General features: G+C 66.0%; 13 protein-coding genes and 1 tRNA gene. 8 read left to right on the forward strand and 6 right to left on the reverse strand.

From position 1 onward, the window contains the following. Positions 1–52: 52 nt before the first annotated feature. Positions 53–709 carry a phosphate signaling complex protein PhoU gene (phoU, locus tag AC1M2K_RS09770; RefSeq protein ID WP_480237288.1) on the reverse strand — a complete coding sequence of 219 codons (657 nt, stop codon included), beginning with the start codon at positions 707–709 and terminating at the stop codon, positions 53–55. Between the two features lie 184 nt (positions 710–893). Between phoU and AC1M2K_RS09775 the strand changes: the two genes are divergently transcribed. Then, complete coding sequence (locus AC1M2K_RS09775; protein ID WP_480240852.1) at positions 894–2,084, forward strand: sensor histidine kinase; 1,191 nt, start codon at positions 894–896, stop codon at positions 2,082–2,084. Between the two features lie 11 nt (positions 2,085–2,095). After that, a complete protein-coding gene (locus tag AC1M2K_RS09780) occupies positions 2,096–2,776 on the forward strand; it encodes a winged helix-turn-helix domain-containing protein (RefSeq protein WP_480237286.1) in 681 nt (226 codons plus the stop codon). A 27-nt stretch (positions 2,777–2,803) separates the two neighbouring features. Here the strand turns inward: AC1M2K_RS09780 and AC1M2K_RS09785 are convergent, their stop codons facing one another. After that, positions 2,804–3,277, reverse strand: a complete 474-nt coding sequence (locus tag AC1M2K_RS09785; RefSeq protein ID WP_480240853.1) for a hypothetical protein — start codon at positions 3,275–3,277, stop codon at positions 2,804–2,806. 158 nt (positions 3,278–3,435) lie between these two features. Between AC1M2K_RS09785 and AC1M2K_RS09790 the strand changes: the two genes are divergently transcribed. The 4 genes from AC1M2K_RS09790 to rlmB all read left to right on the forward strand — a co-directional run bounded on the left by AC1M2K_RS09790 (position 3,436) and on the right by rlmB (position 7,697). Next, positions 3,436–3,918, forward strand: coding sequence for a CarD family transcriptional regulator (locus AC1M2K_RS09790; protein WP_090713134.1), 483 nt, complete (start codon positions 3,436–3,438; stop codon positions 3,916–3,918). Positions 3,919–4,096: 178 nt separating this feature from the next. Beyond that, on the forward strand, positions 4,097–5,278 hold the full coding sequence (gene ispD / locus AC1M2K_RS09795) for a 2-C-methyl-D-erythritol 4-phosphate cytidylyltransferase (RefSeq protein WP_480240854.1): 1,182 nt from the start codon (positions 4,097–4,099) through the stop codon (positions 5,276–5,278). 9 nt (positions 5,279–5,287) lie between these two features. Continuing rightward, entirely contained in the window at positions 5,288–6,700 is a 1,413-nt protein-coding gene (cysS, locus tag AC1M2K_RS09800; RefSeq protein WP_480237373.1) for a cysteine--tRNA ligase, read from the forward strand. Further along, positions 6,690–7,697, forward strand: a complete 1,008-nt coding sequence (gene rlmB / locus AC1M2K_RS09805) for a 23S rRNA (guanosine(2251)-2'-O)-methyltransferase RlmB (RefSeq protein ID WP_480240855.1) — start codon at positions 6,690–6,692, stop codon at positions 7,695–7,697. Before cysS ends, rlmB begins: the two co-directional genes overlap by 11 nt. A 30-nt stretch (positions 7,698–7,727) precedes the next feature. Here rlmB and AC1M2K_RS09810 read toward each other — a convergent pair whose 3' ends face one another. Continuing rightward, complete coding sequence (locus tag AC1M2K_RS09810) at positions 7,728–9,011, reverse strand: DUF4032 domain-containing protein (protein ID WP_480237282.1); 1,284 nt, start codon at positions 9,009–9,011, stop codon at positions 7,728–7,730. A 62-nt stretch (positions 9,012–9,073) separates the two neighbouring features. Next, positions 9,074–10,174: an ABC transporter ATP-binding protein gene (locus AC1M2K_RS09815; protein WP_480237281.1), complete on the reverse strand. Its 1,101-nt coding sequence runs from the start codon at positions 10,172–10,174 to the stop codon at positions 9,074–9,076. Between the two features lie 277 nt (positions 10,175–10,451). Between AC1M2K_RS09815 and AC1M2K_RS09820 the strand changes: the two genes are divergently transcribed. Further along, on the forward strand, positions 10,452–11,390 hold the full coding sequence (locus tag AC1M2K_RS09820) for a DsbA family protein (RefSeq protein WP_480240856.1): 939 nt from the start codon (positions 10,452–10,454) through the stop codon (positions 11,388–11,390). A 4-nt stretch (positions 11,391–11,394) separates the two neighbouring features. Here the strand turns inward: AC1M2K_RS09820 and AC1M2K_RS09825 are convergent, their stop codons facing one another. Continuing rightward, positions 11,395–12,732 carry a threonine/serine exporter family protein gene (locus AC1M2K_RS09825; protein WP_480240857.1) on the reverse strand — a complete coding sequence of 446 codons (1,338 nt, stop codon included), beginning with the start codon at positions 12,730–12,732 and terminating at the stop codon, positions 11,395–11,397. A gap of 83 nt (positions 12,733–12,815) precedes the next feature. Here AC1M2K_RS09825 and AC1M2K_RS09830 point away from each other — a divergent pair. Beyond that, positions 12,816–12,889 (forward strand) — tRNA-Thr (locus AC1M2K_RS09830). Between the two features lie 42 nt (positions 12,890–12,931). Here AC1M2K_RS09830 and AC1M2K_RS09835 read toward each other — a convergent pair. After that, the gene (locus AC1M2K_RS09835) at positions 12,932–13,978 is read right to left on the reverse strand and encodes a helix-turn-helix transcriptional regulator (RefSeq protein ID WP_480240858.1); all 1,047 of its coding nucleotides are present in this window, start codon (positions 13,976–13,978) and stop codon (positions 12,932–12,934) included. Positions 13,979–13,986 lie beyond the last annotated feature (8 nt).

The following is a 13,986-nucleotide window of genomic DNA, read 5'->3' on the forward strand; positions in this document are numbered from 1 at the left end:
AGAAGAGGCGCGAACCGATCGGTTCGCGCCTCTTCTGTCGTCTGCCGGGAGGTCAGTCCTCGGTGTCCGGGATCCAGTCACCGGTGGCGAGGTACTGCACCTTCTTGGCGATCGAGACCGCGTGGTCTGCGAAGCGCTCGTGGTAGCGGGAGGCCAGCGTGGCGTCGACCGTCGCGATCGGCTTGCCCTTCCAGGTTTCGCCGAGCACCTTGTCGAACACGCTGACGTGGAGTTCGTCTACCTTGTCGTCCTCGTTGCGGATCTCCTCCGCGAGGCGCACGTTCTGGGTGCGGAGGAGTTCGGTCAGCTTGAGCGAGATTTCCACGTCGAGGCGACCCATCTCAGCGAAGGTCGAACGCAGCCCCTTCGGGACGGCGCGCTCGGGGAACCGGTAGCGGGCGAGCTGGGCGATGTGCTCGGCCATGTCACCCATCCGCTCGAGCGATGAGCTGATGCGCAGGGCGCTCACGACGATGCGCAGGTCGCGGGCCACTGGCTGCTGCCTGGCCAGGATGTTGATGGCCAGTTCGTCGAGAGCGACGGTGAGCTCGTCGATCCTGACATCGTTCTCGATGACCTCTTCTGCGATGGTCACATTGGATTCGTTGAACGCCTGAACGGCGTTCGTGATGGAGATGGACACGAGCTCGGAGATGGCCACGAGCCGGTCCTGCACCTCTGCCAGCTCCTGCTGGAATACTTCACGCACTTGATCTCCGTTTCGGATGTCGGGGCCCGGGCACATGCTGTCTGGCGCCGGGGAACAGGCCACAGTTCCACTCTGTCGCCCTCAGGTTAACGTTTGGTGGCGCCCGTCTGAACACTCACGAAAATGCCCTGATGAGGCGCCTCGTCTGGCCTGCGTGGTCTGCCCGTTCCTCTAATCTAGTCGTATGGACTCCACCTGGCTGGTGCTGGTATCGCTCGTGCTCGGCCTTCTCATCGGCGCTGGCTTCGCCGTCGCCGTCTTCTTTGCCGCTCGCCGTGGCGAGCGGGTCGCGAACGTCGTGACCCCGTCGGTTCCGGATGGCGTGAGCCAGGTGCTCGATGCTCTCGAGAGTGCCGGGATCGTCGTCGACCCGTCGGGCAACGTCGTCAAGGCTTCGCCCGGTGCGCTCGCCCTCGGGCTCGTTCGCGACGGGAAACTCGCCCACGCGGAGTTCAGCCGGCTTGCCGAACTGGTGCGCGACGGCGGCGACCCTGCCACCGCCGACATCGACATCACCCGCGGTCGCTTCAGCGACGTGAGCCTCAACCTGTCTGTCCGCGCCGCACGGCTCGGCACCCGCTACGTGCTTCTCCTCGCCCAGGACCACACCGAGTCCCGCCGCCTCGACGAGGTGCGGCGGGATTTCATCGCGAACATCAGCCATGAGCTGAAGACGCCGATCGGGGCAGTGAGTCTCCTCGCCGAAGCCCTCGAGCCGGCAGCCGACGACCCGGCGCAGGTGCGCAAATTCGCGGCCAGGCTGGCCACAGAGGCCGCACGGCTCGCCCGGATCACCGGTGAGATCATCGACCTGTCCCGGTTGCAGGCCGCAGACGCGCTCCACCAGCCCGAACTACTAGACGTCGACAGGGTCATCGCCGCTGCCGTCGACCAGAACCGGGTGGCGGCAGAGGTCGGTGGAGTCACCCTGGTGGCCGCGCGCGACCCAGGTGCACGTGTCTACGGTGACGAGGACCTGCTTGTCGTCGCCGTCCACAACCTCATCGCCAACGCGATCGCCTACTCGCCTGATCGCGGACGCGTCGGTGTCGGAATCTCCCGAAGGGACGGCTTCGTCGAGATCGCCGTCACCGACCAGGGTGTCGGCATCCCGGAGGAGGATCGCGACAGGGTGTTCGAACGGTTCTACCGGGTCGATCAGGCCAGATCGCGCCACACCGGCGGCACTGGTCTCGGCCTCTCCATCGTCAAGCACGCTGTGCAGAACCACGGCGGCGACGTGAAGGTCTGGTCGCTCGTCGGTAAAGGATCGACCTTCACCATCCGGCTCCCCGAAGCACAGGAAAAGCCGCTCACCGGCCAGATCAGCATCTCCGGGCCAGCCGACGCCCCCACATACGACAACGCAGGTTAGGACTCCAGCCAATGACACGTATTCTCCTCGTCGAAGACGAAGCAGCCCTCAGCGAGCCGCTCGCCTACCTCCTCGGACGAGAGGGATATGACATCGACGTGGTCCAGGACGGACGGAGTGCCGTCGCCGCGTTCCTCGCCGATGAACCGGACCTCGTGCTGCTCGACCTCATGCTCCCCGGGATCCCGGGAACGGAGGTCTGCCGGCAGATCCGGGCGGTGTCGAGCACGCCGATCATCATGCTCACGGCCAAAGACTCCGAAGTGGACATCGTCGTCGGGCTCGAACTGGGAGCCGACGACTACGTCACGAAGCCGTACTCGAGCCGCGAACTCCTCGCCCGCATCCGGGCCGTCCTCCGCCGACGGATCACGGACGAGGACGTCGCCGAATCCGTCCTCGAGGCAGGAACCGTCCGGATGGATCTCGAACGACACACCGTGGAAGTCAACGGTGGTGAGATATCTATGCCGTTGAAGGAATTCGAGCTTCTCGAGCTGCTCCTGCGCAACGCCGGCCGCGTGCTGACCCGCGGTCAGCTCATCGACAGGGTGTGGGGGAGCGACTACTTCGGCGACACCAAGACGCTCGACGTCCACATCAAGCGGATCAGGTCGAGGATCGAAGAGAACCCGTCAGAGCCACGGATGCTTGTCACCGTTCGAGGGCTCGGTTACCGCTTCGAAGCCTGAGTTCTCCCAAGGAAACCTGGAGCGGCGTTACTCGGCGACTCCGCCCGGAACGAACTCGCTGTACTCGCCAAGCGTGCCGTCGAGGACGGGGACGAGGAGCTCGACGCCGGTCTCATCGCCGTACTGGAAGAACACCGGCAGGAGAGCGCCGGGCTCAGTGTCGATGCCTTCGAGGAGGAGCGGGCCTTCTTCCTCGGTGCCGAACGAGACCGTCGACTCCTTGGGAATGATCGCTTCGATCGTTTCGCTGTCGTCACCGAACTGGATCTTGAGGTTGTGCGCGCCACCGGTGTTGGTCACAGAGACCAGGAGGTTGCCGTCTGCACCGTCACCGGTGATGATGACGGCGTTGCGGAGTTTCAGGTCGCCGACGCGTCCTGAGATGCCGTCGCTCGCGTCATACGGCTTTGTCGTGGTCTGCGGGGAGATCAGATTGCACGCGCTCGTGCCCAGTACGACGGATGCCGCCAGTACGACGGTTGCGATCAAACGCGCCTTCACAGGTCCTCCAAGAACACAGGGGTGCACGCGCGCTGAGGCGACACGTGCGGAACGAGTCCGAGTTTAGCCTAGCGAGGGGGTCGGCCCTGTCGCTGCTGAGCGAACTTTAGTGCATGCCCGCTGTGGTATTCTGGTAGATGCTGAAGGGATACACATCCATGCTTTTTGAGGTTGGCGAAACCGTCGTATACCCCCACCACGGAGCCGCAACTATTGCGGAAGTGAAAACTCGGGTCATCAAGGGAGAAGAGAAGCTTTATCTGAAGCTTCGCGTCACCCAGGGTGACCTCGTTATCGAGGTGCCCGCTGAGAACGTCGACCTGGTCGGCGTTCGTGACGTGATCGGTAAAGAAGGACTTGAACGCGTGTTCGACGTCCTTCGTGCGCCGTTCACAGAAGAACCCACCAACTGGTCGCGCCGTTACAAGGCGAACCTTGAGAAACTCGCCTCAGGCGATGTCATCAAGGTGAGCGAGGTCGTCCGTGACCTCTGGCGCCGTGACCAGGACCGCGGCCTCTCGGCCGGCGAGAAGCGCATGCTGGCCAAGGCGCGCCAGATCCTCATCTCGGAACTCGCCCTCGCAGAGAAGACCGACGAGGAGAAAGCCTCGAACGTTCTCGACGAGGTGCTCGCGTCATAGCGGGGTCTTCGATCTGATCTCTTGATCTCGACAAGCTCGATCACCGGGTATCCGGTGGTCGAGCTTTGTCGTTGTTGAGGCGCCGTGCACCGCGCAAGCGGGGCCGCACTTCGACGAACTCAGTGACCAGGCTTTCGTCGTACCTGGGGTGATGCCCGGGTGGCTAAGCTCGGGAGCTATGAATAGTCGCGCACCGATCGTCGGCGTCATCGTCGTGGCAGCAGGAAGCGGGACCAGGCTCGGCGCCGCCCGCCCGAAGGCATTCGTCGACCTCGCCGGACGCACCGTCCTCGAGCGGTGCCTTTCCTCGGTGTTCGGGATGCAGCGAGACGCCCAGGTCGTCGTCGTCGCGCCAGCCGACTTCGTGGAGGAAGCCGAGACGATCGCCGTGCGCTCCGCCGGTGCCGCGGTCGAGGCCATCTCCGTCGTCGCCGGCGGACCGACCAGGCAGCAGTCCGTTGCGCGCGGGCTCTCGGCTCTCGGCGCATCCGTTCGGATCGTCCTCGTCCACGACGCCGCACGGGCGTTGACGCCGTCGGCGATCTTCGACGGTGTCGTCGCCGCGGTCGCGCAGACGGCATCCGGGATCGTCCCAGGCGTCCCCGTGCAGGACACGGTCAAGCGGGTCGATGACGACGAGACGGTGGTCGAGACCGTCGACAGGTCCGAACTCCGTTCCATCCAGACACCGCAGGGCTTCCCGCGCGCCGCTCTCGACGACGCCTACGCCATGGCTGCTGCCGAGCACACCGACGATGCCGCACTGTTCTCGGCTGCAGGCCACACCGTCTCCGTCATCGACGGTGACGCGGCGTCCTTCAAGATCACCACGCCGTGGGACCTCCGCCGGGCAGAGGGGCTGCTCACTTCGCAGGAGGCGCCAGGCGGTATCCGCACCGGAATCGGCGTGGACGTCCACGCCTTCGACGACGGCTCGGAGCTCTGGCTCGCGGGCCTGCACTGGCCGGGGGAGACCGGACTGGCCGGGCACAGCGACGGGGACCCTGTCAGCCACGCCATCACCGACGCCCTGCTGTCCGCCGCCGGTCTCGGAGACATCGGCAGCGTCTTCGGAACCGACGACCCGCAATTCGACGGGGCTCACGGCGAGGTCTTCCTGACGGCGACGCGGTCCCGCCTGGCCGAGGCAGGCTACGCCATCGGCAACGTCGCCGTTCAGCTCATCGGCAACAGCCCGCGGTTCTCGCCCAGGCGCCTCGAGGCGGAAGAACTCCTGACCGGCCTTCTCGGCGCCCCGGTCAGCCTCTCGGCCACGACGACGGACGGGCTCGGTTTCACGGGCAGAGGCGAGGGTGTTTGCGCCATCGCGACGGCGACGGTCGTGCGCCAGTACTCTTGAGTCGTGGCAATGCAACTCTATGATTCCCGGGCGCAGGCCCTCCGTGACTTCGTCCCCCTCGTTCCGGGGAAGGTCGGGCTGTACGTCTGCGGACCCACCGTGCAGTCGTCGCCGCACATCGGGCACCTTCGATCGGCGCTCGTCTACGACCAGCTGCGCCGCTGGCTGAACTATTCCGGTTTCGACGTGACGCTGGTCCGCAATGTCACAGACATCGACGACAAGGTCCTCGTCAACGCCACCGGTTCAGAGGAATGGTGGGCGCTGGCCTACCGTACCGAACTGGAGTTCACCGACGGGTACCGCACCCTCGGCATCCTGCCTCCCACATACGAGCCACGCGCGACCGCGAGCATCCAGCAGATGCACGCCATCATCGAACGCCTCCTCGCCAACGGGCACGCCTACGCCGCAGGAGACGACTCGGGCGACGTCTACTTCGACGTGCGCAGCTGGCCGGCATACGGCGAACTGACCAGGCAGAACATCGACAGCATGGAAGCGGCGACGGATGCCGATCCGCGCGGCAAGCGGGACCCCCGCGACTTCGCCCTCTGGAAGGGCCACAAGGTGGACGAGCCGGCGTCGGCCACGTGGCCGAGCCCGTGGGGCGCCGGGCGACCGGGCTGGCACATCGAATGCTCGGCCATGTCCAGCCGGTACCTCGGCAGCGCATTCGACATCCACGGCGGAGGCCTCGACCTGCGGTTCCCGCACCACGAGAACGAGCTCGCGCAGTCGACGGCTGCCGGTGACGCCTTCGCGAGTTACTGGGTGCACAACGGCCTCGTCAACGTCAATGGACAGAAGATGTCGAAGTCGCTGGGTAATTCGGTCTACGCCGCCGACCTGCTCGGCGCCGCCCGTCCGATCGTCGTCCGCTACTACCTCGGGCAGGCCCACTACCGGTCGACGATCGACTACCACGACGGTGCGCTGGCCGAGGCCGAGGCAGCCCTCGACAGGATCGAGAGTTTCCTCGAACGGGTCTCCAGGAGGCTGACGGGCACACGGTTCGCCGGCACGGGAACAGAGCGGATCCCCGAGGCATTCGCCGCAGCCATGAACGACGATCTGGCCATCCCGCAGGCGCTGGCCGTATTACATGACACAATAAGGCAAGGCAACGCGAGCATTGACGGCGAAGATCTTGCTTTCGCCGCCGCCGCGCAGGGGCAGGTGATGGCCATGACCGAGGTCCTCGGCATCAATCCGCTCTCCGCCGAGTGGTCGCACGGTCAGGACCGTGCCGTCCACGGGGTGCTCGACACCCTCGTCGACCAGCTGCTCGACCAACGCCAGAACGCCAGGGCGGCGCGCGATTTCGCGGCCGCCGACAGAATCCGCGACGTCCTCACCACCGCGGGAATCACGATTGAAGACACCTCGACAGGTGCACATTGGAGTATTGATGGCCAGTAAGCCACGCCCAGGGGCGGTACGCAAGACCAAGAAGGGCCCGGCAAAGGGCACAGGCGGACTCGGTCGTCGATCCCTCGAAGGTAAGGGACCGACGCCGAAGGCTGAGGACCGCACCTACCACGCCGCAGGAAAGCGCAAGATCGCCAAGGACCGCCTCAACCAGGCGCAGGCGAAGTCCGGTGCGCGCACCGGAACCGCGCCCGTCGCGGGCCGGAAGCCCAAGCAGAAGCAGTCGGACGATAGTGAGATCGTCACCGGCCGTAACTCGGTGCTCGAGGCTCTGCGGGCCAAGATCCCGGCCTCAGCGCTCTACATGGCCACCCGGATCGAATTCGATGACCGGGTGAAGGAAGTCCTCGCACTGGCCACCGCACGTGGGTTGCCGATCCTCGAGGTGATGCGGCCGGAACTCGACCGTCTCGCCGGATTCGACTCGGTGCACCAGGGCCTCGCTCTCAAGGTGCCGCCGTACAGCTACGCGCACCCGACCGAGCTGCTCGAGCAGGTAGTGTCCCGGGGCCAGACGCCTCTCTTCGTCGCCCTCGACGGCATCACAGACCCTCGCAACCTCGGAGCGATCATCCGGTCGACCGCGGCGTTCGGCGGACACGGGGTCATCGTGCCCCAGCGTCGCTCCGTCGGCCTCACGGCATCCGCGTGGAAGACGTCTGCTGGAGCAGCTGCACGGACCCCTGTCGCCATGGCCACGAACCTCACCCAGACGCTCAAGGCGTTCAAGGAGGCCGGCGTGTTCGTCATCGGCCTGGACGGCGGAGGGACCACGGACCTTCCCGGTCTGCCCCTCGCCGACCGGCCTGTCGTCATCGTCGTCGGCAGCGAGGGCAAGGGCCTGTCACGTCTCGTCACCGAGACCTGCGACGCGATCGTGTCGATCCCCATCACATCGGCGACCGAGTCGCTGAACGCCGGGATCGCGGCATCCGTCACGCTCTACGAGATCTCGAAACTGCGCTCGAAAAAGCACAGCAAGAAGTAGCCGAAGGGCTCGAAACGGCGCGACCGGGTCTCAGACCCGGTCGCGCCAATTCACGTCATCGGTGGCGACAACGTCGTTCGGCATGGTGATCGAACCCGTGAGCGGGGCGATCACCGTCGCCTCGTCGCGGCGGTGTCTCAGGATGTCGTTGATGTACGACGTGAGCGCTTCGGAGAGCGGGATGTCCCTCGCCTCACGCTGAGACATGAACCAGCGGTGTTCGAGCAGCTGGTGGAACACCTCGGCCGGCTCGAGCTTGCCCTTGAGGTCGCGGGGGATCGACTTGATGACCGGCTCGAAGACGCGGGTGAGCCATTCGTGCGCCATCATCTCCTCGTCCATGTTCGGTTTCCCGAAGGTCGCCGCGTACGAGTCGAGGTCGTTGAGGAGCCTGCGCGCCTGGTTCTCGCCTGCGTCGAGCCCGGTGAGGCGGAGCAGCCGGCGCTGGTGGTGGCCGGCGTCGACCACCTTCGGCTGGATCCGGACGGTCGTCCCGCCGGCATCCGTCTTGATCGCGAGCTCCTCGATGTCGAATCCGAGAGCGTTGAGGCGGTCCACGCGCTCGCTGATCCGCCAGCGTTCGCTCGATGAGAACGATTCGGCGCCGGTGAGTTCCGCCCACAGGGACCGGTATGCGGCGACGATGCCGTCGGAGAGCTGGATCGGGTCGAGTTCGACGTCGACACGTCCGCCGGCTTCGAGGTCCATCAGTTCGCCGGCGATGTTGACGCGGGCGATCTCGAGGTCGTTCTCGCGCTGGCCGTTGGACAGGCCGCCCTCGTAGAGCTTGCCGGTCTCGGCGTCGACGAGGTACGCGGCGAAGGCGCCGGCGTCGCGACGGAAGAGCGTGTTGGAGAGCGAGACGTCGCCCCAGAAGAACCCGGCGATGTGGAGCCGCACGAGGAGCACCGCGAGGGCGTCGACGAGCCTCGAAGCCGTGTCAGGACGGAGCTGCTGAGAGAACAGGGCGCGGTAGGGGAGCGAGAACTTGAGGTGCCGCGTGACCAGGGCGCTCGGCAGGGGCTCACCGGAGTCGTCAGAACGGCCCGTGATCACGGCCACACGGTCGACGCAGGGAATGTCGAGGCGCTGCAGCGTGCCCAGCATGTCGTATTCGCCGCGTGCCATCTCTGCCGTCGTCTCCTTGACGGCGACGACGTAACCAGACAGGTTGGCGAACCGCACGAGGTGGCGGGAGATGCCCTTGGGCAGGGAGGCGATGGTCTCGTTCGGCCAGTTCTCCAGAGGAAGATCCCAGGGGAGGTCGAGGAGTGCGGGGTCGACGGTGGCCGCGGTGATGCTGAGTGAGGTCATGGTGGCTTAAACAGTAGCGCCGGCTGACGGAGCGAAAGACCCCATCAGCCGGCGCGATGCTGTTAGTCCGCGTGGACTGCCGCGTTGAGGCGAAGCCCGGACTCGGTGTCGAAGAGGTGCACGTGGCGCGGCGTCGGGATCAGGAAGACCTTCTCACCGGCGTGTGCGTGGGTGCGTCCGTCGACGCGCGCGACGAGGTCGGTGCGCTTGCCGTTGACGTCAGCGTGTCCGTAGAGGTAGCCGTCAGCGCCGAGTTCCTCGACGAGGTCGACCTGGACCTCGAGGCCGTTGCCCGGTTCAGTCGACACTTCGATGTCCTCGGGACGGACACCGACGGTGACCTGCTTGGCGCTGGCCTGGCCGAGGACGTCGCGGTCGACGGGAACGACGCGCGCGCCGAACTGGATGCCGCCGTCAGCGACATCCGCGGTGAGGAGGTTCATGGCTGGGGAGCCGATGAACCCGGCGACGAAGACGTTCTGCGGGCTCTCGTACAGGTCGCGAGGCGTTCCGACCTGCTGCAGGATGCCATCCTTCAGCACGGCGATCCGGTCACCCATGGTGAGTGCCTCGGTCTGGTCGTGCGTGACGTAGACCGTGGTGACACCGAGGCGGCGCTGGAGCGACGCGATCTGCGTACGGGTCTGGACGCGGAGCTTGGCGTCGAGGTTCGACAGCGGCTCGTCCATGAGGAAGACCTGGGGCTGACGGACGATGGCGCGACCCATGGCAACACGCTGACGCTGTCCACCGGAGAGAGCCTTCGGCTTGCGGGTCAGGTACTCCTCGAGGTCGAGGAGCTTGGCAGCCTCGAGAACGCGGCTGGCGCGCTCGTCCTTGTTGACGCCGGCGATCTTCAGGGCGAAACCCATGTTCTCTGCGACGGTCATGTGCGGGTACAGCGCGTAGTTCTGGAACACCATCGCGATGTCCCTGTCCTTCGGCGGCACGTCGGTGACGTCGCGGTCACCGATGAGGATGCGGCCGTCGTTGACCTCTTCGAGGCCGGCGAGCATACGCAGAGACGTGGACTTACCACAGCCGGACGGGCCAACCAGAACGAGGAATTCGCCATCGGCGACCTCGAGGTTGAGTTTGTCAACGGCGGCGCGGGTGCCACCGGGGTACAGGCGGGTGGCGTTGTCGAACGTGACGGATGACATGTGTATTTCTCCTTCACCGGCAGGTACGTGCCGGACGATCCGAGTGAATGGATTCATGCATTGCGTGCTGCGTTGCATGCGCACGAGCGTGTGGGTACACGATCGCGATTTCACCAGTATTGCACGACGGCGCCCCGCGACTGGAATCGGGACGCTGCGTCCGGACCGGCCGCGTCCAGCATCCGTTTGGGCATTTCCCAGACTGCGGAACTACGATCGGTGGGTGTTGGGTTCGGCAGGCCGTGCCCGACTGCCTACTTAAACGAAGCGAGGATTCATGGACAGCGGCGGACCGGAAGTTCCTCCGACGAAGAACCAGCGACGCGAGGCGACTCGCGAGAAGGCGAAGGAACTTCGGGATGCCCAGCGCAAACGGGAGAAGCGGAATCGCATCTTCCTGCAGGGTGGAATCGTCGTCGTGGTCCTCGCCGTCATCGCCGGTGTCGCGTTCATCATCACGAGCGCGATCCGTCCACCGACCCCAGGCCCGGCCAACATGGCCAGCGGCGGAATCGTCATCGGTGAAGAGCTCAAGGTCGTGAAGAGTCCTGCACTCGCCGCAGGTGCAGAGCCGGTGCCCACCTCCATCGACCCGAACGTCCCGAACATCCGGATCTTCGTCGACTACCTCTGCCCGCTGTGCGGCCAGTTCGAAGCGACCAACACGGAACAGCTCGCGACCTGGGCCGAGAACGGCACTGCGACCGTCGAGTACCACCCGATCGCCATCCTCACCGGCCGTTCTGCGGGAACCCAGTACTCGCTCCGCGCCGCCAACGCGGCCGCGTGCGTGGCGAATTACGCGCCGAACAACTTCTTCACCTTCAACACGCTGTTGTTCGAGAACCAGCCTGAGGAAGGCACCGAAGGGCTCTCGGATGACCAGCTGAAACAGATGGTCGCAACGGCAGGCGAGACCGAAGCGGGAACAGCTCCTGCCGGCCCGGCCCAGGGCAGCATCGAGTCCTGCATCGACGACGCGACCTTCAAGACCTGGGTGCAGTCTTCCACCGACCGCGCAACGACTGAAGCTGTGCCGAACTCGTCGCTGAGCAAGGTCAAGGGAACCCCGACCGTCCTCGTGAATGACAAGCAGTACACCGGTTCGATCACTGACGAGAAGGAATTCCAGGCCTTCGTGCTCTCCGTCGCGAGCGAGACCTACGCGAAGTCGAGCCCGAGCCCGTCGCCCTCGCCTTCGGCGCCGGCCGAGTAGCGGGTCAGATCTTCTCTTCCCGCTTCCGCCCCAGGCGGACCTGAACACCCATCAGCGGGCCGACGAACCGACGCTGGATGCGCCTGGCAGGGCCGAGCGCGTTCTGGACCACGTACTGCCCGAGCAACGCCCCCGCAGCGAGTGCGACGGCGACAGAGGCTGCTTCGAGCATGCTCAGCAGCCCGTCGATCGACCCGGCGCTCAGTTCGAGCAGCCCCCTGAACAGGATCAGGCCAGGCACGAGCGGGACGAGCGCCGAGACGACGAGCGGCAGCGGCGGGATGCGCACGATGCGTGATGCGACTGCGGACAGGACGCCGACGATGAGAGCGGCTGTGCCCGCAGCCCAGGCCACTCCGACCTCTGCGGCGACGCCCGAGGCGTAGACCAGGTATGCGACGATTCCCAGCGCGCTGACGGCCCAGATCGCCCGCGGCGGGACTTCGACGGCGAGGGCGAACCCGACGATGATGACGACGGATGCCACGAGCTGAAGCGGGATCTCGGCGAGTGTCGGCGCCACGTACGGCTCGATGTCCAGCATCAGGCCGAACCGTGCGAGAAGCATCGTGGTTCCTGCGACGCCTGCGACGAGGCCGCCGGTGATGAGCAGCGCTTCGAGGACACGTGCCGTTCCTGTCACATAGAACCCGGACAGGACGTCCTGCACGGCGCCGAACGATGTCACCCCTGCCAACAGCATGATGATCGTGGCGACGACGACCAGCGACGAGTTCGCTGCCGGGTCGATGAAGTGCACGACGGCGGCGACGATCGGCCCGACGGCGCCGCCGGCCAGGGTCTGGTAGAACACCGAGATCCTGGTCTTGGCGAGCGTCCCGGTGAGCAGGTCGACGAAGAAGGTGGCGACGAACGCCGCGGCAATGACGAGCGGCCCGCCGCCGAGCAGGAAGGCGGCTCCTGCGCCGACGAGGCTCCAGCCGGTGCGCCTGACCAGGATCGGATAGATCGGCCGCGCGCCGATGATCGCGTTGACCCGTGCCCTGGCTTCGGCAACGGGGATCGGATCGTGCAGCAGGTCGCCGATGAGTGTCGACGTGTTCGTCAGGCGTGTGTAGTCGATGGTCCGGTATTTGACGTTCCTCGACCGGGTGATGCTGTCGCTCGTCGACGCATCGTCCCAGGTCAACGTGATCACCGTGTGCGTCACATCCGCCTCGCAGCCCTTGAGGCCGTACGCCCGCGTGACCGCGAGCATCGTCGCCGTCGCATCCTCGGCGCTCGCACCGGACGCGAAGATCACTTCGCCGCACCGGATGGCCAGGTCGAGGACCGATCGGCTGAGGTCGGGGGAGCCGGTCGGTGTGGACTGGTCAGGCATGCGTGTCTTTCGTCGTGGACGGTCCTCCCAAGGATGTCATGGCCGAAGCGCCCGCGACCGTTGGTTATGATTGACGAGTCCACGCCGCCTTAGCTCAGTTGGCCAGAGCAGCGCACTTGTAATGCGCAGGTCGTCGGTTCGAATCCGACAGGCGGCTCTCATACGTCACCGAACCCGTCGTGGCGCTGCGATGACGGGCTCAGGCGGCGAGTGGGTGCGGCTGCAGCCGCGCGACCAGTTCGCCCCTGCTGCGCACGCCGACCTTCGCGAAGACCGACTTCAGGTGGTCCTGCACCGTGTTCTGTGTGACGAACAGGTGCGCGGCGATCTGCGCCGTCGCGGCCCCGGCGATCACCTCACGGCAGATGTCGCGTTCCCGCGGGGTCAGGCCGTACGCCGCGAACAGCATTCCGGTGAGGTGCTCTCCGATGGCCGGGTCGATCGACACGGCGACGTCGTTGTCACCGTCCGATCCCACGAGGGTGCTGGCGTGCATGAGGACCCACCGGCCCTGGCCGTCGCGAAGGTGCGCGCGGAAGCCGCCAGTGGCTGTGCTCCGTGCTCCTCGTGCCATGACCCGCATCATCACCATGAACCTGCCCTGTTCGATGTCGTCGAATCTCTCCTGCCATCTCTGCGTCCCCGGCGTTGCGGAACGCAGTCGGCCGCGCGGGTCGAGGACGACGATCGCCGGACTGCCGTCGGCCGCCCGGCTCGAGATCTCCGAGCGCACTGCGAGCCGGGTCGCGCTGGCGATCGCCGGCGCGACAGCGGTGAGGTATTCGGTCTCACGGTCCGTGAAATCGCTGCCCGAGCGGACGAGACCCGCGGCGCCCCAACAGGAGCCGTCCGAGACGAACAGGATGCGGAGTTCACGGTCGACCCCGATCGGTCGCCAGACGTTCCGAAGCCGCGCGCTCCGGTCCTGGTCGCGAGGCGGCAGGTCGGACAGGCGGGCGAACGTTTCGTGCCGCCTGGCCATCTCGGCGAAGGTGTGAGGCTCACCGGGGGAGTATTCCGCATCGGCCAGGAGCGGTTGGTACTGCGCGGGGATCCGTGTCTCACCGCTGGACATGGTGCTGATGACGAGCGTCTCCGGATCGATCGTCGCCCAGCAGGTCAGCTCGGTGCGGACGTCGCGGTCGACGACCCTGATCGCCTCGGCGTGCAGGCTGCCGAGTCCCAGTCCTGAGCCAGCAAGCGCTGTGATCTCCCGACGGGCGTGGTCCGCACGTTCCTCCCACATGCGGCCCA

It is taken from the genome of Mycetocola sp. Y171 (assembly GCF_056713165.1).

Excerpts from the sequence above, each read along its gene's own strand:
- AC1M2K_RS09825 (WP_480240857.1), bottom strand. The coding sequence starts at position 12,732 with ATGCCTGACCAGTCCACACCGACCGGCTCCCCCGACCTCAGCCGATCG.
- AC1M2K_RS09820 (WP_480240856.1), top strand. The coding sequence starts at position 10,452 with ATGGACAGCGGCGGACCGGAAGTTCCTCCGACGAAGAACCAGCGACGC.
- AC1M2K_RS09775 (WP_480240852.1), top strand. The coding sequence starts at position 894 with ATGGACTCCACCTGGCTGGTGCTGGTATCGCTCGTGCTCGGCCTTCTC.
- AC1M2K_RS09810 (WP_480237282.1), bottom strand. The coding sequence starts at position 9,011 with ATGACCTCACTCAGCATCACCGCGGCCACCGTCGACCCCGCACTCCTC.
- AC1M2K_RS09815 (WP_480237281.1), bottom strand. The coding sequence starts at position 10,174 with ATGTCATCCGTCACGTTCGACAACGCCACCCGCCTGTACCCCGGTGGC.
- AC1M2K_RS09790 (WP_090713134.1), top strand. The coding sequence starts at position 3,436 with ATGCTTTTTGAGGTTGGCGAAACCGTCGTATACCCCCACCACGGAGCC.
- ispD (WP_480240854.1), top strand. The coding sequence starts at position 4,097 with ATGAATAGTCGCGCACCGATCGTCGGCGTCATCGTCGTGGCAGCAGGA.
- AC1M2K_RS09835 (WP_480240858.1), bottom strand. The coding sequence starts at position 13,978 with ATGTGGGAGGAACGTGCGGACCACGCCCGTCGGGAGATCACAGCGCTT.
- rlmB (WP_480240855.1), top strand. The coding sequence starts at position 6,690 with ATGGCCAGTAAGCCACGCCCAGGGGCGGTACGCAAGACCAAGAAGGGC.
- AC1M2K_RS09780 (WP_480237286.1), top strand. The coding sequence starts at position 2,096 with ATGACACGTATTCTCCTCGTCGAAGACGAAGCAGCCCTCAGCGAGCCG.
- cysS (WP_480237373.1), top strand. The coding sequence starts at position 5,288 with ATGCAACTCTATGATTCCCGGGCGCAGGCCCTCCGTGACTTCGTCCCC.